Consider the following 21678-nt stretch of genomic DNA (forward strand, 5'->3'; position numbering starts at 1 on the left):
ATATTCACTATTACAACAACGACCGGATCAAGACAAAACTCAAAGGGCTGAGTCCTGTGCAATACAGAACTCAACCCTTGAGGCCCTAATCCGCTTTTAAACTGTCCAACTTTATGGGGTCAGTTCACGAAGGTGCTTGGTTTGCAAAAACAGGTTTGGCGGAGGCGCAGGGATTCGAACCCTGGATACACGTTTTAGCGCATATACTCCCTTAGCAGGGGAGCCCCTTCAGCCGCTCGGGCACGCCTCCAAACCAAGGCGCTATTCTAGCATGACGAATAGCGCCTTTTTTGACTGTTTAGCTGATCTCGGATCAGCCTTAGACCTTGGTCGGTGCTGCGGTTTCCAGACCGAAGGCCTTGTGGAGGGCGCGCACAGCCAGCTCCATGTATTTGTCTTCGATCAAGACTGAGGTTTTGATTTCGCTGGTGCTGATCATCTGAATGTTGATGTTTTCTGCGGCAAGCGTTTTAAACATCAGACTTGCGACACCAGCGTGCGAACGCATGCCGATACCGACGATCGAAACCTTGGCGACCTTGTCGTCCGAGACGATCTCGCGAGCACCTACAGCGGGTGCGATCTGGCTGTTCAGCAAGGCCAGCGTGCGAGCGAATTCGTTGCGATGGACCGTAAAGGAAAAGTCGGTTGTGCCAGCCACGGACTGGTTTTGCACGATCATATCGACGTCGATGTTGGCGTCGGCGACTTTACCCAGGATCGAGTAGGCAACGCCCGGCTTATCAGGCACACCCAACAAAGTAACCTTGGCTTCGTCGCGGCTAAAGGCGATGCCCGAGACAACAGCTGCTTCCATTTTTTCGTCTTCCTCAAAAGTAATCAGGGTGCCGGAACGCATTTCTTCGTCCAGCGGTATGTCGGGATCGGTCAGCGATGACAGCACGCGGGTGGGTACGCGGTATTTGCCGGCGAACTCAACTGAACGGATCTGCAAAACCTTGGAGCCAAGTGAGGCCATCTCGAGCATTTCTTCGAAGGAGATGACATTCAGGCGGCGGGCGTCGGGCTCGACGCGCGGGTCAGTCGTATAGACGCCATCAACATCCGTGTAAATCAGACACTCGTCGGCTTTGAGCGCTGCGGCTACTGCGACAGCCGAGGTGTCCGAGCCACCACGGCCGAGCGTTGTGATGTTGCCCGCGTCATCGACACCTTGGAAACCCGTGACAACAACAACTCGCCCCGCATCCAGATCGGCGCGAATGCGTGCGTCGTCAATGCCGGTGATGCGTGCCTTGGTGTAAGCGGAATCCGTGCGCACGGGAACTTGCCATCCTGCATAGCTGCGCGCCTGCAAGCCCGCGGCCTGAAGCGCGATCGCTAGCAGACCGCTCGAAGCTTGCTCACCCGTGGCGGCAATCATATCGAGCTCGCGACCATCGGCAGACTCTGAAATCTCACGGGCCAGACCTAGCAGGCGATTCGTCTCGCCGGACATGGCGGAGGGCACGACAACGACTTGGTGGCCGGCGGCGTGCCATTTAGCTACGCGGCGTGCGACGTTTTTAATGCGCTCGACAGAGCCCATCGAGGTCCCGCCGTATTTATGAACGATTAGTGACATGGTTTAGGGTAAAAACGGATAGGCAGATGCAAAGTCCTCTATTTTAGCCCGAAGAAAGCGATACCCGCCCGCGCGCGCAGCGCACAGTATGGGAACCATGTTGCCAAAGCAATTCCCGGTCATATCCGAGGGCATGTAATTGCCTCAACTGGCGCATTAAATCAGCGAGGCGTCGCTCACCGGGCATGGAAACTTGCTGCTGTTCAAGCCAAAACCGCAGCACCAGCGCCTGTCGAGCTGGGCTCAATAATCGCCAAGCCTTGAGATCAAAACTCCTACCCGTCTCATCCGGTTCTAAAGCATGCCAATCCGCTTGAGCGACTTCTTGCAAGATAAGCGTGGCCTCAGCCGCCTGCTTCGCATGCCTGACCAAGGTTTGTCGCCAGGAAGGCCAATGCGCATCAAGCACAGGCATAAGCTGCGTCCTGAACGCCCCCCGTTTGTATTGAGGATCCGCATTACTTGGATCCTCGACAGCATGCCAACCCGTGCGTTCCGTATAGGTTCGAACAATTTGCACAAGATCAGCGCGTTCAATTTGAAGCCAGGGACGCAACAGTCGCATCCCCTGGCGCACAGTATCGTCTTGCATGGCACGCATACCCGACACCCCTGCTCCGCGCAGCAGACGCAACAGCACAGTCTCGGCTTGGTCTTGCTGATGATGCGCAAGCAGGATGGCGGCAACCTGGTGTTCACGCGCGAGAGCCGCTAGCGCCTGATAGCGCGCCTCGCGCGCCGACGCCTCCGTGCCCAAACCCTGTCCCAGATCAACCTGAACATGGCGTACAAAAAGAGGAATATCCAATACGCGGGCCAACTCCTCCAAGCGCTCAACCCAGGCATCCGCCTCGCGCATCAAGCCATGATGAATATGAAAAAAATATAATGGCCGGGTGCATAGCTGGGTCGCTACCAAAGCGAGCGCGACTGAGTCTGTGCCGCCACTGAGTGCGACAGCAACAGGTTGTTCAGGAGGGATCGTAGCCAGCGCCTGCTGGAGTGCCCGTACGGGGGCATCAGGCCAGGCATGTTGCATAGGGACGCGGATAGTCGATGCAGGAGTGGGCGCTGGGGTAGGAGCCCCTAGGCGCGCACCTCTTGGAAACTACCGTAGGACAACAGACGCTCGAGTCGATGATCGATCAACTGCTGCGGTGTCATGCCGGAGAGCGAACGCAGCGCATCGGAGAGCGAGCGACGCAACAGACGTGCCATCACGCGGGGATCGCGATGTGCGCCCCCGACAGGCTCATTGACAATCTTGTCGATCAAACCAAACTCTTTGAGACGGTCCGCGGTAATCGCCAGAGCGGCTGCAGCCTCGGGAGCCTTATCGCCACTGCGCCAAAGAATCGAGGCGCAACCCTCGGGAGAAATCACTGAGTAAGTCGAATACTGCAACATCAACACAACGTTGCCCACCGCAATCGCGAGCGCACCACCCGAGCCGCCCTCGCCGATGATGGTCGAGATGATCGGAACTTTGAGCTCAGCCATGGCATACAGGTTATGACCGATGGCTTCGGATTGGCCCCGCTCTTCGGCACCAATACCCGGATAGGCACCCGGGGTGTCGACGAAGGTAAAGACGGGCAAATTGAATTTTTCTGCCAGACGCATCAGGCGCATGGCTTTGCGATAGCCCTCGGGACGCGGCATGCCAAAGTTACGCGCGGCACGTTCTTTGGTGTCACGGCCTTTTTGATGGCCGATGACCATGCAGGGTGTGCCGTTAAAACGCGCCATACCACCCACAATGGATAAATCGTCGGCATACATCCGGTCACCGTGCAGCTCATGAAAATCGGTGAAGATTTCGCGCACATAATCCAGGGTGTATGGGCGCTGTGGATGGCGCGCAACCATTGAGGTCTGCCAAGGGGTCAGCTTGGAATAGATGTCTTTAGCCAGGCTCTGGCTTTTTTGTTGGAGCCGGCTGATTTCATCAGAAATATCGACAGCCGAGTCCGCCTGCACATAGCGCAGTTGTTCGATCTTGCCCTCGAGCTCGCCGAGAGGTTGTTCAAATTCTAGAAAAGTATTGCGCATGTCTGTGTGTGCTCATTCAATCAGGCGTATTTTAGTATTCCACCGGGACGGGATCCAAACTACGCCACAAATACCAAGTTGCGACCGTGCACCAAGGTTGCCACCCTTGGGCCACCTCTCTGGCTTCGAAACGGGAAACAGGCTCACCACTAAAGTAGTGTAACGAGATTGCCTTTAATAAGCCGACATCATCCAACGGCAAAACGTCTGGCCGTTGCAGATTAAAAATCAAAAACATCTCCGCCGTCCAGCGGCCAATGCCCCGGATCGCAGTCAACTCTGTAATGACTTCCTCGTCTTGCATACTGGCCCATTTTTGAGGGTGCACCAGCTTGTCGAGAAAATGTGTCGATAAATCAAGGATGTACTCAGCTTTGCGTCCCGAAAGTCCGGCTGCACGCAATCGTTCCATCCCAGCGCTTTGAACCGAAGCAGGCGTAGGCCTTTTGCCGCATTCCAGTAAAAATCTTTGCCAAACTGACTCAGCGGCTTTCACCGAGATTTGTTGGCCCACGATCGAGCGGGCTAAGGTAATGAAAGGATTGCCGCGCGTCTTGAGAAAAACATCCGGATGCTTGGGGATGAGTTTTTTCATGATGCGGTCGCGCCGCATCAGCTGAGCGATCGCCTCGTCCCAGTAAGGTGGCTTGACCACGTTGGATTGGACCGCAACGGTTTTAGAACTCGGCATATGTAGGACCTTAGGCGCGACGCCACTGAGTCAAGCCACCGGGCTTGTCTTCAAGCTCGATACCTGCGTTTTTCAGTGTTGCACGAATCTGGTCCGCTTCGGTAAACTTTTTTGCGGCCTTGGCAGCCGCGCGTGCGGCAATGTAACTCTCGATTTGCGCCTCGGTCAGCGTTGTAGCGTCTGAGGCCTGTGTTTGGGCTTGTGCTTGAGATTGTTCAATCGCACGGCGGGTGTAACGCGTTGGGCTCTGAAAATAAGTGACTGGGTCAAGCTGTAACAAGCCCAACAATGAGGCCAAGGCTTTTAGCTGGCCCGACAGCGCTGAGTTTTTGCTGCGATTGACCTCGCTGGCGAGCTCAAACAACGCGGCCACAGCACCCGCACTATTAAAGTCATCATCCATCGCTTCCTTGAAGGCGATTGCCTGCGGAGCAGTCCAGTCTATCGTCGCAGCGTGCGAGGCCGGCTGAACGTTCTGCAAGGTCTGATACAAACGATCGAGTGACAATTGGGCATCAATCAAATTGTCCGGGGCGTAATTCTGGGCGCTACGGTAATGATTGCGCACAATGAAAAAACGCAACATCTCCGCCTCGCGGGGATTGACCTGATAGTCAGCGGAGGGTGAGTCGTTTTCATCACTCTGCACGCCAATAGTCTGTCGAATCGTACGGAAATTGCCCAGGGACTTGGACATCTTGTCAGCATCCACCATCAACGGGCCACAATGCATCCAGTTGTTTGCCAATGTGCCGCCAAACGCGCCTTCAGTCTGGGCGATTTCATTTTCATGATGCGGGAATTTGAGGTCCGGGCCACCACCATGAATATCCAGAGGGATCCCAAGCAGTGACTTGCTCATGGCCGAGCACTCGATATGCCAGCCTGGACGCCCCCAGCCATAAGGAGAGTCCCAGCGTGTATCGGCGGGTTCATGCTCTTTAGCGGATTTCCACAAGACAAAATCAAGCGGATCGCGCTTGGACGACGCAACAGCCACGCGCTCGCCAGCACGCAAATCATCCAGCGACTTGCCAGATAACTTGCCATACTCGGGAAACTCGCGGACGGCAAAATTCACATCGCCATCTTCCGCGTGATAGGCCAGACCGCGTTGTTCGAGTTTGTTGATGATGTCGAGCATTTCGCCCACATATTGCGTGGCGCACGGCTGCTGATCGGGGGACTGCACGCCCAAGGCTCGCTCATCGGCATGCATGGCGTCAATAAAAAATGCCGTCACCTCACCAATTCGCTGATTGGTTTGCACGGCGCGACGGATAATTTTGTCATCGATATCGGTAATATTGCGGACATACGTGACCTGAAGGCCCGAAGCACGCAACCACCGTTGCACGACGTCAAAACTCACCAGCATCCGGGCATGGCCGAGATGGCAGTAATCATAGACCGTCATGCCACAGACGTATAACCCTACTTTGCCTGGCTGTACAGGGCGAAAGGGACGTTTGGAGCGGGACAATGAGTCGTATATCTGTAGCATGCGTGTGATCAGTCAAAAGCAGGGCTAAAATGCAGATCGACAAGTATAGCAATTGAGGGTTCTACGACTTGAAGCTGGTTAAAAAAACGCGCGCGATCACGACCATTTCCCTAGGTGTTGCGACCGCAGCTGTGGTATGCCTGTCCGTACTCGCCCACCTCCCCGCGCTCGCCCAGACGAACCCTCTTGGTGGCACGACGCCGGCCACGCTCAATCCGCTTGCCAGCGACCCGACCGATACTTCCGCCAACAGAACTCAACGCGACAACCTTCCCTCCGCCATCCCTGTCGGACCTAATGCGATCTTAGGTGACAAGGTGCCTGATGGGGGCTGGGATGGCTTGGCCAAGCTACTCGAAGCACTTGCGCCTTCCGTTGATACGAGCATCCCACTGAGCCCGACTGAGATTTCTAACCGGATCGATGCGTTGATCCGTGCAGGACGTCTGGAAGAAGCCCTGAAGTCCGTCGAGGCTCGTCAGGCCGTTGAGGCGTTGCGCCACACGCCGGGCACGGATGTCCAATTAATGTTTTTACATGCGCGTATTTTGGCCGAGATGAAACGACCTGCCGAAGCCGAGGCGATTTATCTGCAGATGACCTCGCGTTTTCCGGAGTTGCCTGAGCCCTGGAACAATCTCGCCGCGCTTTACGTCAAGCGTAACGAACTGGATCAGGCCAGACGCGCCCTCGAAATGGCCATCATGATCAATCCAAAATACTCGATTGCGCAAGCCAATCTCGGGGATGTTCAACTTAATTTAGCCCTGCGTGCATACCAAAACGCTGCGCAGGCAGGTGTGCCCGGTCTGGCACCCAAAATCAATCGTGTCAAAGAACTACTTGAGGGTTCAACCAAATGAGCATGACATCTTTCGGGCTGCGCGCGCTGCGCTGCCTTGCACTGGTCGGTATGATTCCGCTGGTGTCCTTAACTGCCCAAGCGGCATCTCCTTCCAACTCGACTCAAAAACAAGGCGTCACTTCCATGAGCACAGCACCTCGCGTCAAAATGTCCACCAATCAGGGCGACTTCATTATTTCCCTGAATGCTGAAAAAGCCCCTAAAACCGTGGCCAACTTTCTTGCCTACGTCAAAGACGGATTTTTTGATGGCACGATTTTCCATCGCGTCATCGATGGCTTCATGATCCAGGGCGGCGGTTTTGAACCTGGCCTCAAGCAAAAGCCCACCAAAGCACCTGTTGAAAACGAAGCCAACAACGGTTTGAAAAACAACAAATACACGCTCGCCATGGCGCGCACAAGTGATCCCCATTCAGCAACTGCCCAGTTCTTTATCAACGTCGCCAACAACGACTTCCTGAACCACACTGCGCCGACGGCCCAAGGTTGGGGTTATGCCGTGTTTGGCGAGGTTGTCGAAGGTCAGGACGTGATCGACAAGATGAAAGGCGTGCCCACTGGCAACAGCGGCTTTCATCAGAACGTGCCCACCAATGATCTCGTGATTACAAAGGCTGTTGTCCTTGAATAAGATAGAACTCAAGGGTCCGGTCTGGCTTGCCTCGGATGTCCATCTGGGCCAGCATACGACCGGCACCGCAGAAGCATTCCGTGACTTTCTGAAACTCGCCGCCAGTGAGGCCTCGGCCTTGCTGCTTCCAGGCGATATCTTTGATGCATGGATTGGAGACGATGTCGCGGTGGTCGCCCCACCTTGGCTCGCCCAGGATCTCATGGCGATCAAAGCCTGCGCGGCGCAGATCCCCGTCTGGCTCGGGCGTGGCAATCGGGACTTTCTGATGGGCGGTGCGCTCGCGGCGGGTCTTGGCGCGCAACTTCTTCCTGAGCAGGTATTGGTGACCATTGCCGGTCGTACGATGCTGCTGAGCCACGGTGACGAATACTGCACCGATGATGCGGCCTATCAGCAGTTTAGGGCGATGGTACGCAACCCCGCCTGGCAGTCCGGCTTTCTGGCAAAGAGCATACCCGAGCGACTAAGTCTTGCTGCGCAAGCACGCGGTGAGAGTATGGTTGCCAACCAGACCAAATCCATGGAAATCATGGACGTCAATCCCGACGCAGTCGCCTCGGCGATTCGCAGCGCAGGGGTGTCTCTCGTGGTGCATGGACACACGCATCGTCCGGGTCGCAACGTCTTGAATGTCGACGGCCGAATCTGTGAACGCTGGGTATTGCCCGACTGGGACTGCGAGTCCTCCGAGGGCGAGGGCAAGATGCGCGGTGGCTGGATGGTTATCGACGAAGACGGTCCCGCCCTATTTGATCTTGATCTGAACTGAGGCGGACCTGACGGGAGACGCGCTCAACGCCTAACCCGTGTTGTCCTCGCTCTCATCAACTAGGCGCTGAACTTTGACTTGTGCGATTCGACGGCCATCAATCTGCATGACCTCGAATCTGTAACGCGCGTGCTGACCCTGAAACTCGTATTGATCTCCTCGCACAGGCAACTGACCAAATCTGGCCAGTAAGTAACCGGCCAAAGTCGTATATTCCTGATCTTCGTTGACAAGCCCCTCGGTCTCAAGCACTTGCTCAAGATGGTGCAAGTCTGCGGCACCATCCACCCGCCACTGCCCTTCACCATCTGGCACGATGTCCGGGGTTTCGTCCTCATCCGGAAACTCACCTGCAATGGCCTCAAACACATCAATCGGTGTGACCAGCCCCTGAATCGCGCCAAACTCATCGGCTACAAGAACCAGCTGACCGCGCGAACGCTTGAGAGTGTCCATCAGTCGGATAATGCTGATCGTATCGTGGACGATAATGGGCTCACGCAGTCCCGCGCGACGGATATTGCCGTGCGTCAAAAGATCGGCAATCATTTCCTTGGCACGGCCAATACCGACCACGTCATCCACAGACCCCCGGCACACTGGAAAAAAGCTGTGCGGCACCATAGCGATCTGCTTTTGGATTTCCTGAGGATCATCATCGAGGTTGACCCAGGAAATCTCAGTCCTAGGTGTCATCACCGAGTGAATGGAACGCTCCGCCAGCGTCAACACCCCGCTCACCATGTTGCGCTCTTCTACACCAAAGGCAATCGGCTCTGGCAGACCCTGAGGGGTCGGTTGAGCCTCAATCACTTCATCGGGCAGACGCTTACCCAGCATCCGCAACACTGTTTCAGCGGTGCGTTCACGCATTGGACGCTTGGACTCGAGTTTGAGACCTTTATGACGCGCCAATTGATTCAGGAACTCAATCAATACTGAGAAACCGATCGCTGCGTATAGATAACCCTTGGGTATTTTGAAGCCGAAACCCTCACCCACCAGGGAAAAACCGATCATCAACAAAAAGCCCAGACACAACACCACCACAGAAGGATGCGCGTTCACAAAACGCGTCAAGGGCTTGGATGCCAGCAACATAATGACCATCGCAATAACAACGGCTGTCATCATGACCGACAATTCTTCCACCATGCCTACCGCCGTGATTACGGCATCGATAGAGAACACAGCGTCCAACACAACGATCTGCGTCACAATCACCCAAAAACTGGCATAGACGCGCGTATTGAGTGCCTCCAGGCGTTTGCCCTCAAGTCGCTCGTGCAACTCAAGCGTACCCTTGAATAAGAGAAAAAAGCCGCCAACGATCAGGATCAGATCCCGGCCGGAAAGCTGAACACCAAAAAATGCGATAAGAGGTGTCGTCAGTTGCACTAGCCAGGACATGCCCGCCAGCAGGCCGAGTCGCATGAGCAAAGCAAGCGAGAGTCCAATCACACGGGCACGTTCGCGCTCCGCAGGTGGGAGCTTGTCCGCGAGGATGGCAATAAAGATCAGATTATCGATGCCGAGAACGATCTCAAGCACCACGAGCGTTAAAAGACCGACCCATATCGTTGGGTCGAGCAGCCACTCCATCGAGGGCTCCAAGAGTTGATCAGCCTTCTATCTTAACTGATCACCCTCAGTGGGCACCTCACGAAGCTAAGGATTAATTTATATTCGGACCTCGATACAAGACCAAAGTCGGCAGCACCGAGACCTAGGCCCGCAGATGACCCAGCATTTGCGTGAAGATTTTAGGGGTCGCAGCGATGACATTACCGGTTTCCATCCAGGTCTGTTCGCCCTGAAGGTCGCCGATGAGTCCACCTGCCTCAAGCACCATCAGACTGGCAGCTGCCATATCCCATTCTTTTAAGCCCAGTCCGCAAAAGCCATCCAAGCGTCCCGCTGCCACGTATGCCAAATCCAGTACGGCCGAACCGGTGCGACGCACACCGGCGCACTGACGCGCCATTTCGAGAAAGCGCGGCTGGGAAGCCTCGTCCGGACCAATCGAGCCCGGCCAGCGCGCACCGAGCAGCGCATCGTGATATTTCAACTGAGAGGAGACACGCATCCTGCGGTCATTCAAAAATGCGCCGCCTCCCCGACTCGCTGAAAACAACTCGTTGCGTGCCGGATCGTAAATCACGGCCTGAGTCACTTGACCAAACTGACGCAACGCGATGGAAATCGCATAGGTAGGAAAACCATGGATGAAGTTGGTCGTGCCATCGAGGGGATCAATCACCCATTCATTGGCAGGCAACTCCCCCTCGGGCGTATCGCCACGCTGATAGCCTGACTCCTCGCCCAAAAAGGCGTGATCGGGATATGCCGTACGAAGCATCTCAATGATGGCTTCTTCGGCGGCACGGTCAACTTCCGTGACATAATCTCTGGGCCCTTTACGGGCGACTTGCAAGCGATCAAGTTCGAGACTCGCTCGGTTGATAATGGTTCCGGCGCGCCGGGCCGCCTTAATGGCGGTATTAAGCATCGGGTGCATGAGCGTAGTTTTTTCTATTAAGCAAAGCAGAATTTTAAATGACTTCCGATTTTTCCCGTGTTCGTTTCATTATGACCGAGCCCAGCCACCCTGGAAACGTCGGTTCAGCCTCTCGCGCGATCAAGACCATGGGCTTCGAAACACTCGTCCTGGTCGCCCCGAAAACCCCTGAAATCAACACTCAGGCAGAGGCCATCGCCTTGGCGAGCGGTGCTAGCGATGTGCTTGCGGGTGCTCAAATCTTTGGCACACTTAAAGATGCCTTGGCCCCGGTCACCCTGGCCTTTGCCCTGACCGCGCGGGAACGCGAGCTCGGTCCGCCTGCCTGCGACATTCGCGAAGCCGCGCACATGGCTCAGGCTCACCTCAGCGAACACCCGGACGGCTGCGTGGCCCTGGTGGTCGGTACCGAGCGATCCGGCTTGACGAACGAACACATCGCACTCTGTCACCGTGTGTGCCATATTCCTGCCAACCCGGCTTACAGCTCACTCAATGTTTCCCAAGCCATGCAACTTGGGGCCTGGGAGCTGCGCTATGCCTTGCTGGAGAGCCATGCGGCCCGCGCGCGCACTGTGTCGCCCCCCAAGGACTCAGGTAGTCAGCCAGCCAGCAGCGAAGCCATCCAGGCGCTTCTGACTCATTGGCAAGAGGCGCTCGAAGCCGTGCGGTTTCTCGACCCGGCACATCCCAAAAAACTGATGCCACGCATGCGTCATCTATTCAACCGCTCTGATCTGAGTCGCGACGAGGTAGACATGTGGCGCGGGGTGTGTACGGCGATGATCGAAACTGCCCGCCGACACAAACCATCTGCTTAAACTGGTTAATATGCATTGAGATTCACCTATGCGTTAGCATCAAACCCATGTTTAAAAACCTACGCGAAGACATAGCCTGCATCCTGGAGCGAGACCCTGCCGCGCGCAGCAAGCTTGAGGTTGTCACTTGTTACCCAGGCTTGCACGCCATCATGGCGCACCGTCTCGCGCACCGCCTTTGGCAGGCTAATTTTTTTTGGCTCGGTCGTTTCATTTCTCACTTAAGCCGTATCCTGACCGGTATTGAAATTCACCCCGGTGCAAAAATCGGTCGTCGCGTGTTCATCGATCATGGCTTCGGGGTGGTGATCGGAGAGACGGCTGAAATCGGCGACGACTGCACCATCTATCAGGGTGTCACGCTTGGCGGTACACGGCTCTACAAGGGCGCCAAACGTCACCCGACACTTGGCAAAGGTGTAGTGGTAGGTGCCGGCGCGCAAGTGCTTGGCGGCTTTCTCGTGGGCGATGGGGCCAGAATCGGTTCAAACGCGGTAGTGGTCAAACCTGTGCCCGCGCATGCGACCGCTGTCGGCAACCCCGCACGCATTATTGAAAAGTCCACCGAACCAGTGTCCGCACAGACAAATCCGACTGAATCGGCAGCCGATATTCAGGTGAATCAGATTGTCGTGAATATTACAAACACTTCGACAAAGATTTCACCTTGCGACTCAGATTGGGACGCGGCACCTTTACAGGCGATCCTCAATAAAGGCTCTTCCACGGGTCAGGAAACGACTGGATTCAGTGCTTACGCGGTCGATCCCGGTGCGAGTGACCCGTTAAACAAAGTGTTAAATGAATTGATCACTCATGTCGCCAGGCAAGATGCGCGCATATCTAACCTGTGTCAGTCACTTGAGGCGATGGGTTCCAAAATTCAGGATGCCTCACCGCCCTTGGATACAAAAAAGCTCACCAAACTCGTAGATGAGTAATCAGGGCTTTTACTAGAACACCAGATCAAGACCTGTCAGGCGACGCAACTCGTCTGCGCCGGCACCAGAGACATCGTCGACCACACGCACCACGCCACCCGGTTCGATCTGAAAAACCGCCAAATCGGTATAGACACGCGAAACACAACCCAAGCCTGTCAGAGGATACGTGCAGCGCTCGACCAACTTGCTTTGACCCTCTTTGGTGAGTAATTCCATCATGACAAATACATCGCGCGCGCCAGCAGCCAGATCCATCGCGCCGCCGACAGCGGGAATGGCGTCAGGTTCGCCAGTCGACCAGTTTGCCAAGTCACCATTGCGAGCGACCTGGAACGCACCGAGTACACAAATATCAAGGTGACCACCGCGCATCATCGCAAAGGAATCGGCATGATGAAAATAACTGCCGCCCGGCAACAAGGTCACAGGCTGTTTACCTGCGTTAATCAAGTCCCAATCCTCTTGACCGGCTTCAGGGGCGGGGCCCATACCCAAGACCCCATTCTCACTTTGCAAAAAAATATCTTTGTCTTTGGGTAAATAGTTGGCGACTTTGGTCGGCAAGCCGATACCAAGGTTGACGACTGCGCCTTCTGGAATATCGCGCGCCACGCGTGCGGCGATCTCATCTCTGGAGATACGTTTCATGGATTAACCTTTAGCTGGAATGCGCACGACGCGTTTGACGTAAACACCGGGCGTGACGATCGCCTCGGGATCAAGCTCGCCGAGCTCGACGATTTCATTGACTTGAGCGATGGTGAGTTTGGCTGCGGTCGCCATGACGGGACAAAAATTACGGGCAGTCTTGCGATAAACCAGATTACCCCAGCGATCGGCACGATGCGCACGAATAATCGCGACCTCTGCGGTGATTGGCCCCTCAAGCACATAATCCTGACCATTAATCGTACGAACCTCTTTGCCCTCGGCCAGTTGTGTGCCTACAGCGGTTCGCGTGTAAAAACCACCAATGCCCGCACCACCCGCTCGGATACGCTCGGCGAGCGTGCCTTGGGGAACAAGTTCCAGTTCAAGTTTGCCGGCACGATACAAGCGATCAAACACATACGAGTCAGCCTGCCTGGGAAACGAACAGACAACCTTGCGTACCTGTCCAGAAGCCAGAAGCGCAGCGATCCCGGTATCGCCCGAGCCCGCGTTGTTACAAACAATCGTCAGGTCGCGCGCGCCCTGAGCAATCAGACCGTCTATCAATTCATGCGGCTGCCCCGCACCGCCAAAGCCGCCGATCAGAACGGTCGAACCATCCTGAATGCCAGCCATGGCAGCCTGTAAATCGGGCACGATTTTAGAGATCATGTTTGTATCACCTTGTTACCAGACGAATATATTTGATCGATTATAGAGAAGTCTGTGATCCCCGTGGCTTACACTAAAGGCTTCGCCTGACGCGCCGCAAGACCCTGAACAAACGCCATGCAAGACCACGCCCTGACGTCCGCCAATACTGAGTCGCACACGCCGATGATGCAGCAATACCTGCGTCTCAAGGCCGAGGCGGGTCCCTTGCTTCTGCTTTATCGCATGGGTGATTTCTATGAGATGTTCTACGAGGATGCCGAACGAGGCGCACGCCTGCTCAACCTGACACTGACCCGTCGAGGCTCCTCGAATGGCGCTCCGATTCCAATGGCTGGCGTGCCTTATCATGCAGCCGAACAGTACCTTGCAAAACTCGTCGCCGCAGGCGTTTCTGTCGCGATTTGCGAACAGATCGGCGACCCTGCTACCAGTAAAGGACCCGTTGAGCGCAAAATCGTCCGCATTGTCACGCCCGGCACACTTACCGACGAGGCACTGCTACCCGCCAAAGCAGATCGCTGCGTCGCGGCAGTATTTGTCTCCTCCCGCGGTGGCAAGCACAGTGGCATGGGCAGCTTGACAAGCGCCACAGGCAAAACTGCACGCGCAGGCCTCGCCTGGCTCAACCTTGCGAGCGGCGAATTCAAAATCACTGAATGCGCACCTGAAGCGCTGGACTCCGAACTGCACCGAATCGAGCCTGCAGAGGTGATTTTCTCTGAGGATGCCGCAATCGACCTCACACTGAATTGCGCAACCGCTCGGGTCCCCCCGTGGCATTTTGAAGCAGAGCAAGCCCAGGCTCAACTGCTTGCGCATTTCAAGATCCAGTCTCTAGCGGGCTTTGACGTCGATGACTTACCCACGGCGATCTGCGCCGCCGGTGCGCTGCTGCGTTACGCGGCGCGCACCCAGTCGCAAGGGCTGGCACACATTCAAAGTTTGAGCGCGGATCGGGCCAGCCAATATGTACTGATGGATCCGGCAACACGACGCAATCTCGAACTCACCCGCACGCTATCGGGCGAAGAAGCCCCTACCTTGTTTTCGATTCTGGATAGTTGCCGCACCCCAATGGGCTCGCGCCTGCTCAGACGCTGGCTGCATCACCCCTTACGCGATCATGCTCCGGTACTCGCACGCCAGCAGGCGATTGGCGCACTGATGCGGGCAAACGATGCGCGTCATGACGGACTGCACACGACCTCGGTCTTGCAGGCACTGCGCGAAACCTTGCACGCATTGCCCGATTTGGAACGCATTGCCACGCGCATGGCCTTGTTATCCGTCAGACCGCGCGAGCTCGCGAGCTTGCGTGAGGCATTGGGAGCCTTGCCGCAATTGCAAGTACTCATCGCCACAGCCCTGTCCGCGCAGGGCACGGACGGTGCTGATGCCATTAACAGCCGACTGATATCAATCGCTCAGCATTTGTTGCCGCCACCCGGCATGCAGAGTCTGCTTGCCGCCGCCATTGAGACTGAGCCCGCCGTACAGGTCCGCGACGGTGGCGTGATCGCAACGGGCTACGATGCAGAGCTTGACGAGCTAAGAGCCATTTCAAGCGATAACGGCACCTATCTCCTTGAGCTGGAGGCGCGCGAACGGGCGCGCACCGGCATCCCCACCTTAAGGGTCGAGTTCAATCGCGTACATGGTTTTTTTATCGAGGTCAGTCGTGCGCAGGCCGATAAGGTACCCGAGGATTATCGTCGTCGCCAGACACTTAAAAATGCCGAACGCTACATCACGCCTGAATTGAAATCCTGGGAGGATAAAGTCCTCTCCGCCCAGGATCGTTCGCTTGCGCGGGAAAAATGGCTTTACGAACAAGTGCTTCAAGCGCTCCTGCCGATGGCGCAAGCCTTGTCACAATGCGCGAGTGCCTGCGCGGAGCTCGATGTGCTAGTTGCGCTTGCCCATCACGCGCAACATCATGACTGGGTCGCTCCCACGCTGCTTGAGCATACTGCCATTGAAATCACGGCAGGTCGGCATCCCGTCGTAGAAAGATCCATCGAACGTTTTACACCCAACAGTTGCAGCTTGAATCCACACCGCGCACTGCTGGTCATTACCGGGCCCAATATGGGTGGAAAATCCACCTATATGCGTCAGGTCGCCTTGATCGCCTTGCTTGCGCGCATCGGCAGCTTCGTTCCGGCGCGCGCGGCCTCGATCGGCCCGCTGGATCGGATATTTACCCGCATCGGGGCAGCTGACGATTTAGCCGGTGGTCGCTCGACCTTCATGATGGAGATGACTGAAGCGGCGGCGATCTTGGCGTCCAGCTCGGCGCATAGTCTGGTGTTGATGGATGAAATCGGTCGGGGCACGTCGACTTATGACGGTCTGGCCCTGGCCTGGTCGATTGCGCAACGCCTGGTGTCACATAATCGTGCTTTAACACTATTTGCCACACACTATTTTGAAATCACCCGCTTGCCCAACGAGCAGCCGAACACCGCAAACGTGCACTTGGCAGCTGCCGAGTCACCTTCCGGCATCGTGTTTCTCCATGAAGTCAAAGACGGACCAGCAAGCCGAAGCTACGGGATTCAGGTTGCACAACGCGCCGGCATACCGGCGGCTGTGATTCGTCATGCCACGCGCGAACTCGAGCGACTCGAATCTCAGGGTGCTCCCACACCTCAACTGGGTCTGTTTGGCGAAATAAGCGAAACAGAAACTCAAACCCAAATCGCGACCGAACTCGCGCATGCGCAAGCAGCCTTGCAACAAGCGGTCGCTGAACTCGACCCCGATACGCTCAGTCCACGCGAAGCACTCGACGCGCTCTATCAACTCAAAAATTTACTACCTTAGGTTTTTTTATGCATACTGACCAGCCCCTCGCCCTGTTGGGTGGACTGACCCCTTCCCAATTTATGAAGACTTACTGGCAGCGTAAGCCCTTGCTTGTCCGTCAGGCCTTCAAAAATTTCAAACCGCCTGTTTCGATGGTAACGCTCAAAAAAATGTGCAAGCGCGATGAGGTGGAATCCAGACTCGTTTGGCAAGATCAAGGCGAGTGGAATATGGAGGTTGGCCCGTTTAGTCGCTTGCCTAAAATGTCTGAAACGCACTGGACCCTGCTAGTTCAAAGCGTGGATATTCATGACGATGCAGCCTGTGCGTTGATGAATCAGTTTCGATTCGTACCGGATGCACGACTCGATGATTTGATGATCAGCATGGCGACCGAAGGTGGTGGTGTGGGGCCGCATTTCGACAGTTACGATGTGTTTCTCTTGCAGGCCCAGGGCCGTCGCCTCTGGAAGTTCGGTCAGCAAAAAGACCTATCTCTCGTACCCGGTTTACCCCTAAAGATTTTGCAAAACTTCGAGCCTGAGCAGGAGTTTGTATTGGAGCCAGGCGACATGCTGTATCTGCCTCCTCACGCCGCACATGACGGTATTGCGCTCGATGACTGCATGACGATTTCGATCGGATTTCGTGCACCGGATGAGGCAGCGCTTGCACGTGGCATGCTCGAGGCCGCTGCCGATCAAATCTTGTCTCGTGCGGGCGTGGCGAGCGGTCCTTATGGTGAACCTCCGCTGCCCGGGCCGGTACTGAATAAATTTTATAGAGATCCAGGCCAGCCCGCTGTGGCGCACCCCGCTGAACTGCCCGACCGCCTGACTGAGGCTGCGATGGCGGCGGCTAACAAAATCCGTTTTGACCGAGCGCTGGCGACACGATTTCTGGGATGCTGGCTAACCGAACCCAATCAATCCGCGGTGTTTGACAGCCCTCTGATTGAAATGGATGCAGCGCTTGAAGCCAACGCCAGTCACCCTGACGCCTACACGCACTGGGCCCTTGATCGGCGCACCAGAATGCTCTACCGAGATCAGCAGTTATTTATCAACGGCGAGCCAGCGCCAGTGAAAGCCGAAGCAGGTCTGAAAAAACTCGCCGATGATCGAGAGCTCGCTGGCACCGATCCTTTGGCAAAGCGTCTCTCACCCCAGGCGCTGGAGACTTTGGCGGACTGGATCGATGATGGCTGGGTGCGATTAATCAGGCGCTAGACATCCCGCTTTTTCAATAAAGCGGATCACTTCATTCAAACCCTCGCCTGTTTTTAAGTTGGTCATGACCCAGGGACGCTCTACGCGCATACGCGCGGTATCGTGTCGCATGACATCGAGATTGGCCCCGACATAAGGCGCGAGATCAGTTTTATTGATCACAAGCAAATCGCTACGCGTAATACCTGGGCCACCCTTTCGGGGAATTTTTTCTCCACCTGCCACATCGATCACATAGATTGTCAGATCTGACAGATCAGGGCTAAAGGTAGCAGCAAGATTGTCGCCGCCAGATTCAATAAAAATCAAATCAAGATCGGGAAAGCGTTGCTGCATCCGATCAATGGCTTCGAGGTTAATCGATGCGTCTTCACGAATCGCTGTATGCGGACACCCCCCAGTCTCCACGCCCATAATGCGATCGGCTGACAGCGCTTGCGCAGCCACCAACAAACGTTCGTCTTCTTTGGTGTAGATATCGTTCGTCACCACTGCAAGTTTGTATTGATCCCGCATTTTTTTGCAAAGCACTTCGACCAAAGTCGTTTTGCCTGAACCCACTGGACCGCCGATACCGACGCGCAAAGGATTGGAATGTTGTGTCATGCTGTTTTCCTGAGGTGAAATGACCTGAAGTCAGGGATTTTTAACTTCGAAATAAACGACTGTATTGCGTCTCGTGTCGTGCGCTCGCCAGCGCCAGGCCAAACGCTGCGGAACCAGCCTCGGACAGTGGGATCTGTCGGGCGATCTGACAAGCATCAACGATGTCTTCTTTGAGCCGATGTAACAGCGCCTGACCCTCGATCTGTCCAAGGGGTACGGTTTTCATTGCAGCCAGAACCTGGTTTTCCACCCAGCTCCAAAGATATGCAGTGAGTGCGGTCTCTGCGTCGATGTCCGAACAAGCCGCAAGCGCGGCATAGGCGGCAGGATAAGACCAAATCATGTCCTTAAATCCCGCCAGTACCTGTGCGGACGGCCATTGCGCAAACAATCTTGCCATCGAATAACCCATCTGCCTGGACTCGAGTCGCAGCTCGGCGGTTTCGCGCAAGGCGCTCAGTTGTTGATTACCCTCGATCAAAGCTGCCCAATTCTGTTGCGCGGCCCCTTCATGGCAGTACAACCACCAGGGCAACTCCTGACGGGCCAAATTAAGCAGCAAGCTATCGCGTATCCAGACATAAGCCTGCTCCCGGTCAGTGATCCATCCATCCTCGACCGCTTGCTCGAGACCTTGCGAATAGGCAAAACCTCCAACTGGCAGAGCGGGACTCGCCAGGTGTAAAGCCGTGAGCAGCCCGTTAAGTTTTAGATTTCGCATGCGCTTGGATGGAAAGTTGTTCGCCGACCTGACCCATCGCCTCGTCCTGACCTTCGAGACCGCATTCGCTTGGATGCGCATGATGGTGATGTCCCGGAGTACCTGAATAAGCACCACCCTCGGGCAAGAACGGTTGCAAAGTTTTCTCAACGGTCCCGCCCAGTCGGACAATAAGCCCGGCCAACACTGGGTCGGGTTCGATCAAGACGGCCTCTGGCTGCAACATCGCACGTACATGGCGATTCGCAAGATGATAGACAATACGCATCAGTTCAAAGGCATTCTCAGCACGAATCAACAAAAGCTCTTCAGCCGCCGCCTGAATCAAGATGCGTTCGCCACTCTCGCCACACAGTACATCACCATGCTGCATGGACTCGCCACGTGGCAAGATGACCGCTACCGCACGCCCATTTGGCAACATTGCAGCCAAGCGGGAACGTTGACGATCTGCAAGTGTTAATTCAAGCACAGGCAGCACCTGCGAAGGCTCCGGGATATTGTCCTGCAGCTGTGCAGGTATCCGCTGTGTCAGCATGATCGCCATGATTACTCCTGAGCGTTAAAACAAAAAGTAGCGCTGCGCCATCGGCAGCACACTTGCCGGCGGACAGTCGAGCAAGACACCATCGGCATAGACTTTGTAGTTTTCCGGACTCACTGTGATGTGCGGCGTCGCACTGTTCAATTTCATATCCGACTTGGTCACCGTGCGCGTTCCCTTGACGGTCGCGATCTGACGTCGCAGATCAAGCTCTTGGTGCAAGCCGCGTTCGACAGAAATACCCGACATGAACGTGATACAACTGGCTTGAATCCCGCGCGCAGAGGCGCCGAATTGAGGTCGGAAATGGACAGGCTGTGGCGTGGGAATAGAGGCGTTGGGATCTCCCATGGCCGCCATCGCGATCTGTCCGCCTTTAATCACGGTCGAGGGTTTGACACCAAAAAATGCCGGACGCCAAAGTACCAGATCCGCCCACTTGCCGACTTCGATCGAGCCGATCTCGTGAGCCATCCCGTGCGTCAGAGCGGGATTGATGGTGTATTTGGCGATATAGCGTTTGATGCGGGCATTGTCGCTATGAGAAGGATCGGAAAATCCAGCCTCGCTCAGGGAGCCGCGTTGTTCACGCATTTTGTGCGCAGTCTGCCAGGTTCGCATGATGACCTCGCCGACACGCCCCATCGCCTGACTGTCCGAGGAAATCATCGAGAACGCGCCAATGTCGTGCAGAATGTCTTCGGCGGCAATCGTTTCCCGACGAATACGACTCTCCGCAAACGCAATGTCCTCTGCAATGGATGCATCAAGATGGTGACAAACCATCAGCATATCCAGATGCTCATCCAGCGTATTGACCGTATAGGGGCGTGTTGGGTTGGTCGATGACGGCAGGACGTGTTGCTCACCGCACACGCGGATGATGTCGGGCGCGTGACCGCCACCTGCTCCTTCGGTGTGATAGGTGTGGATCACTCTGCCATCGATGGCTTTTAAGGTTGTTTCAACAAAGCCCGACTCGTTGAGCGTATCGGTGTGGATCGCGACTTGCGTATCGGTCTGATCGGCGACAGTCAGACAATTATCAATCGCGGCAGGCGTACTGCCCCAGTCCTCGTGGAGTTTCAAGCCGACTGCCCCGGCCTCGATTTGCTCATGCAATGGACCGGGCAAAGAGACGTTGCCTTTGCCGAGCAATCCGATGTTGATGGGATAGGATTCGAGCGATTGCAGCATGCGCGCGAGATGCCAAGGTCCTGGTGTGACAGTCGTCGCAAACGTCCCCGTTGCGGGACCGGTGCCGCCACCAATCATCGTGGTCACGCCCGAGCACAAGGCCTCCTCGATTTGTTGCGGGCAAATAAAATGAATATGACTGTCCACTCCGCCTGCGGTCACGATCATGCCCTCTGCAGCGATCACTTCGGTCGCGGGCCCGATGACAATTGTCACGCCTGGCTGGATATCCGGATTGCCGGCTTTACCGATACCGGAGATACGGCCATTTTTAATCCCGATGTCGGCTTTAACGATGCCCCAATAATCAATGATCAATGCATTGGTTAACACCGTATCGACGCAGTCCGCGCTCATCCGCTGCGACTGCCCCATGCCGTCCCGAATGACCTTGCCGCCACCGAATTTCACCTCCTCGCCATAGGTCGTCATGTCCTTTTCAACACAGGCAAAGAGCGCGGTATCGGCTAGGCGGATGCGATCGCCTGTGGTCGGACCAAACATTTCGGCATAGGCTTGTCTTGAAATTCTCATTGGTCCAGCCCCCCCATCACCCCCCCCGAAAATCCGAACACGATGCGATCACCGCTGAGCGCAACGAGTTCGACCTCACGCTCTTGTCCCGGCTCGAAACGAATCGCAGTCCCTGCTGCGATATTCAAGCGAAAACCCCTGGCTGCCGCACGATCAAAACGCAAGGCTGCGTTGGTCTCGGCAAAATGAAAGTGAGAACCAATCTGCACGGGGCGATCGCCCGTATTCGCCACAGTCAGACTCAATACAGGACGCCCAACATTGATTTCGATGTCCTCACCGGCATGCACAAGCACCTGTCCTGGAATCATTGGAATCGTATCCATGC

At 55.6% G+C, this 21678-nt stretch carries 22 protein-coding genes and 1 tRNA gene; 8 read left to right on the top strand and 15 right to left on the bottom strand.

Annotated features, from left to right (window positions below):
- A partial coding sequence (locus QWY27_RS04225; protein WP_290195450.1) for an IS3 family transposase occupies positions 1–89 on the top strand: 89 nt, incomplete at its 5' end.
- Between the two features lie 67 nt (positions 90–156).
- Here QWY27_RS04225 and QWY27_RS04230 read toward each other — a convergent pair.
- The 6 genes from QWY27_RS04230 to cysS all read right to left on the bottom strand — a co-directional run bounded on the left by QWY27_RS04230 (position 157) and on the right by cysS (position 5832).
- Positions 157–250 (bottom strand) — tRNA-Ser (locus QWY27_RS04230).
- A gap of 69 nt (positions 251–319) precedes the next feature.
- Entirely contained in the window at positions 320–1585 is a 1266-nt protein-coding gene (locus QWY27_RS04235; protein ID WP_290195060.1) for an aspartate kinase, read from the bottom strand.
- 43 nt (positions 1586–1628) lie between these two features.
- Positions 1629–2624, bottom strand: coding sequence for a tRNA lysidine(34) synthetase TilS (gene tilS, locus QWY27_RS04240; RefSeq protein WP_290195062.1), 996 nt, complete (start codon positions 2622–2624; stop codon positions 1629–1631).
- A gap of 47 nt (positions 2625–2671) precedes the next feature.
- Entirely contained in the window at positions 2672–3637 is a 966-nt protein-coding gene (locus tag QWY27_RS04245) for an acetyl-CoA carboxylase carboxyltransferase subunit alpha (RefSeq protein WP_290195064.1), read from the bottom strand.
- 31 nt (positions 3638–3668) lie between these two features.
- A complete protein-coding gene (locus tag QWY27_RS04250) occupies positions 3669–4328 on the bottom strand; it encodes a DNA-3-methyladenine glycosylase family protein (protein ID WP_290195065.1) in 660 nt (219 codons plus the stop codon).
- 10 nt (positions 4329–4338) lie between these two features.
- Positions 4339–5832 carry a cysteine--tRNA ligase gene (gene cysS / locus QWY27_RS04255; protein WP_290195067.1) on the bottom strand — a complete coding sequence of 498 codons (1494 nt, stop codon included), beginning with the start codon at positions 5830–5832 and terminating at the stop codon, positions 4339–4341.
- A 68-nt stretch (positions 5833–5900) separates the two neighbouring features.
- On the opposite strand from cysS, the gene QWY27_RS04260 reads away from it, so the two are divergent.
- From QWY27_RS04260 to QWY27_RS04270, 3 genes are read left to right on the top strand one after another with little or no spacing between them, the layout of a single operon-like run.
- Positions 5901–6695 (top strand): tetratricopeptide repeat protein, encoded by a 795-nt coding sequence (locus tag QWY27_RS04260; RefSeq protein WP_290195068.1) that lies wholly within the window; start codon positions 5901–5903, stop codon positions 6693–6695.
- Entirely contained in the window at positions 6692–7330 is a 639-nt protein-coding gene (locus tag QWY27_RS04265) for a peptidylprolyl isomerase (RefSeq protein WP_435433443.1), read from the top strand. Before QWY27_RS04260 ends, QWY27_RS04265 begins: the two co-directional genes overlap by 4 nt.
- A complete protein-coding gene (locus QWY27_RS04270) occupies positions 7323–8102 on the top strand; it encodes a UDP-2,3-diacylglucosamine diphosphatase (protein ID WP_290195070.1) in 780 nt (259 codons plus the stop codon). The genes QWY27_RS04265 and QWY27_RS04270 overlap by 8 nt, the downstream gene beginning before the upstream one ends.
- Positions 8103–8132: 30 nt before the next feature.
- Here the strand turns inward: QWY27_RS04270 and QWY27_RS04275 are convergent, their stop codons facing one another.
- Together QWY27_RS04275 and QWY27_RS04280 are read right to left on the bottom strand one after the other, a co-directional pair.
- Positions 8133–9704 carry a TerC family protein gene (locus QWY27_RS04275; protein ID WP_290195072.1) on the bottom strand — a complete coding sequence of 524 codons (1572 nt, stop codon included), beginning with the start codon at positions 9702–9704 and terminating at the stop codon, positions 8133–8135.
- A 124-nt stretch (positions 9705–9828) separates the two neighbouring features.
- On the bottom strand, positions 9829–10620 hold the full coding sequence (locus QWY27_RS04280; protein ID WP_290195074.1) for an inositol monophosphatase family protein: 792 nt from the start codon (positions 10618–10620) through the stop codon (positions 9829–9831).
- Between the two features lie 38 nt (positions 10621–10658).
- Here QWY27_RS04280 and QWY27_RS04285 point away from each other — a divergent pair, with 38 nt between their 5' ends.
- Both QWY27_RS04285 and cysE read left to right on the top strand, forming a co-directional pair.
- A complete protein-coding gene (locus QWY27_RS04285) occupies positions 10659–11441 on the top strand; it encodes an RNA methyltransferase (RefSeq protein ID WP_290195075.1) in 783 nt (260 codons plus the stop codon).
- A gap of 47 nt (positions 11442–11488) precedes the next feature.
- A complete protein-coding gene (gene cysE / locus QWY27_RS04290) occupies positions 11489–12382 on the top strand; it encodes a serine O-acetyltransferase (RefSeq protein WP_290195077.1) in 894 nt (297 codons plus the stop codon).
- Positions 12383–12394: 12 nt separating this feature from the next.
- Here the strand turns inward: cysE and QWY27_RS04295 are convergent, their stop codons facing one another.
- Positions 12395–13033: a 3-oxoacid CoA-transferase subunit B gene (locus QWY27_RS04295; RefSeq protein WP_290195079.1), complete on the bottom strand. Its 639-nt coding sequence runs from the start codon at positions 13031–13033 to the stop codon at positions 12395–12397.
- A gap of 3 nt (positions 13034–13036) precedes the next feature.
- The gene (locus QWY27_RS04300; RefSeq protein WP_290195081.1) at positions 13037–13708 is read right to left on the bottom strand and encodes a 3-oxoacid CoA-transferase subunit A; all 672 of its coding nucleotides are present in this window, start codon (positions 13706–13708) and stop codon (positions 13037–13039) included.
- 117 nt (positions 13709–13825) lie between these two features.
- Here QWY27_RS04300 and mutS point away from each other — a divergent pair, with 117 nt between their 5' ends.
- Positions 13826–16537 carry a DNA mismatch repair protein MutS gene (gene mutS, locus QWY27_RS04305; protein ID WP_435433444.1) on the top strand — a complete coding sequence of 904 codons (2712 nt, stop codon included), beginning with the start codon at positions 13826–13828 and terminating at the stop codon, positions 16535–16537.
- Between the two features lie 8 nt (positions 16538–16545).
- On the top strand, positions 16546–17748 hold the full coding sequence (locus tag QWY27_RS04310; RefSeq protein ID WP_290195082.1) for a cupin domain-containing protein: 1203 nt from the start codon (positions 16546–16548) through the stop codon (positions 17746–17748).
- Here QWY27_RS04310 and ureG read toward each other — a convergent pair.
- Genes ureG through QWY27_RS04335 form a run of 5 tightly spaced genes read right to left on the bottom strand, consistent with a single transcriptional unit; the run spans position 17734 to position 21661 of the window.
- Positions 17734–18354, bottom strand: a complete 621-nt coding sequence (gene ureG, locus QWY27_RS04315; protein WP_290195084.1) for an urease accessory protein UreG — start codon at positions 18352–18354, stop codon at positions 17734–17736. The genes QWY27_RS04310 and ureG overlap by 15 nt on opposite strands.
- A gap of 40 nt (positions 18355–18394) precedes the next feature.
- Complete coding sequence (locus tag QWY27_RS04320) at positions 18395–19075, bottom strand: urease accessory protein UreF (RefSeq protein WP_290195086.1); 681 nt, start codon at positions 19073–19075, stop codon at positions 18395–18397.
- Entirely contained in the window at positions 19056–19622 is a 567-nt protein-coding gene (locus QWY27_RS04325) for an urease accessory protein UreE (protein ID WP_290195088.1), read from the bottom strand. Before QWY27_RS04325 ends, QWY27_RS04320 begins: the two co-directional genes overlap by 20 nt.
- 15 nt (positions 19623–19637) lie before the next feature.
- Positions 19638–21350, bottom strand: coding sequence for an urease subunit alpha (ureC, locus tag QWY27_RS04330; protein ID WP_290195090.1), 1713 nt, complete (start codon positions 21348–21350; stop codon positions 19638–19640).
- Positions 21347–21661, bottom strand: a complete 315-nt coding sequence (locus QWY27_RS04335) for an urease subunit beta (protein WP_290195455.1) — start codon at positions 21659–21661, stop codon at positions 21347–21349. The genes ureC and QWY27_RS04335 overlap by 4 nt, the downstream gene beginning before the upstream one ends.
- Positions 21662–21678 lie beyond the last annotated feature (17 nt).

The organism is Zwartia vadi (genome assembly GCF_030410375.1).
GTDB lineage: Bacteria > Pseudomonadota > Gammaproteobacteria > Burkholderiales > Burkholderiaceae_B > Zwartia > Zwartia vadi.

What these genes read in the sequence shown, in the direction of transcription:
- QWY27_RS04235 (WP_290195060.1), bottom strand. Translation starts at nt 1,585, where the DNA reads ATGTCACTAATCGTTCATAAATACGGCGGGACCTCGATGGGCTCTGTC.
- tilS (WP_290195062.1), bottom strand. Translation starts at nt 2,624, where the DNA reads ATGCAACATGCCTGGCCTGATGCCCCCGTACGGGCACTCCAGCAGGCG.
- QWY27_RS04245 (WP_290195064.1), bottom strand. Translation starts at nt 3,637, where the DNA reads ATGCGCAATACTTTTCTAGAATTTGAACAACCTCTCGGCGAGCTCGAG.
- QWY27_RS04250 (WP_290195065.1), bottom strand. Translation starts at nt 4,328, where the DNA reads ATGCCGAGTTCTAAAACCGTTGCGGTCCAATCCAACGTGGTCAAGCCA.
- cysS (WP_290195067.1), bottom strand. Translation starts at nt 5,832, where the DNA reads ATGCTACAGATATACGACTCATTGTCCCGCTCCAAACGTCCCTTTCGC.
- QWY27_RS04265 (WP_435433443.1), top strand. Translation starts at nt 6,692, where the DNA reads ATGAGCATGACATCTTTCGGGCTGCGCGCGCTGCGCTGCCTTGCACTG.
- QWY27_RS04275 (WP_290195072.1), bottom strand. Translation starts at nt 9,704, where the DNA reads ATGGAGTGGCTGCTCGACCCAACGATATGGGTCGGTCTTTTAACGCTC.
- QWY27_RS04280 (WP_290195074.1), bottom strand. Translation starts at nt 10,620, where the DNA reads ATGCACCCGATGCTTAATACCGCCATTAAGGCGGCCCGGCGCGCCGGA.
- QWY27_RS04285 (WP_290195075.1), top strand. Translation starts at nt 10,659, where the DNA reads ATGACTTCCGATTTTTCCCGTGTTCGTTTCATTATGACCGAGCCCAGC.
- cysE (WP_290195077.1), top strand. Translation starts at nt 11,489, where the DNA reads ATGTTTAAAAACCTACGCGAAGACATAGCCTGCATCCTGGAGCGAGAC.
- QWY27_RS04295 (WP_290195079.1), bottom strand. Translation starts at nt 13,033, where the DNA reads ATGAAACGTATCTCCAGAGATGAGATCGCCGCACGCGTGGCGCGCGAT.
- QWY27_RS04300 (WP_290195081.1), bottom strand. Translation starts at nt 13,708, where the DNA reads ATGATCTCTAAAATCGTGCCCGATTTACAGGCTGCCATGGCTGGCATT.
- mutS (WP_435433444.1), top strand. Translation starts at nt 13,826, where the DNA reads ATGCAAGACCACGCCCTGACGTCCGCCAATACTGAGTCGCACACGCCG.
- QWY27_RS04310 (WP_290195082.1), top strand. Translation starts at nt 16,546, where the DNA reads ATGCATACTGACCAGCCCCTCGCCCTGTTGGGTGGACTGACCCCTTCC.
- ureG (WP_290195084.1), bottom strand. Translation starts at nt 18,354, where the DNA reads ATGACACAACATTCCAATCCTTTGCGCGTCGGTATCGGCGGTCCAGTG.
- QWY27_RS04320 (WP_290195086.1), bottom strand. Translation starts at nt 19,075, where the DNA reads ATGCGAAATCTAAAACTTAACGGGCTGCTCACGGCTTTACACCTGGCG.
- QWY27_RS04325 (WP_290195088.1), bottom strand. Translation starts at nt 19,622, where the DNA reads ATGGCGATCATGCTGACACAGCGGATACCTGCACAGCTGCAGGACAAT.
- ureC (WP_290195090.1), bottom strand. Translation starts at nt 21,350, where the DNA reads ATGAGAATTTCAAGACAAGCCTATGCCGAAATGTTTGGTCCGACCACA.
- QWY27_RS04335 (WP_290195455.1), bottom strand. Translation starts at nt 21,661, where the DNA reads ATGATTCCAGGACAGGTGCTTGTGCATGCCGGTGAGGACATCGAAATC.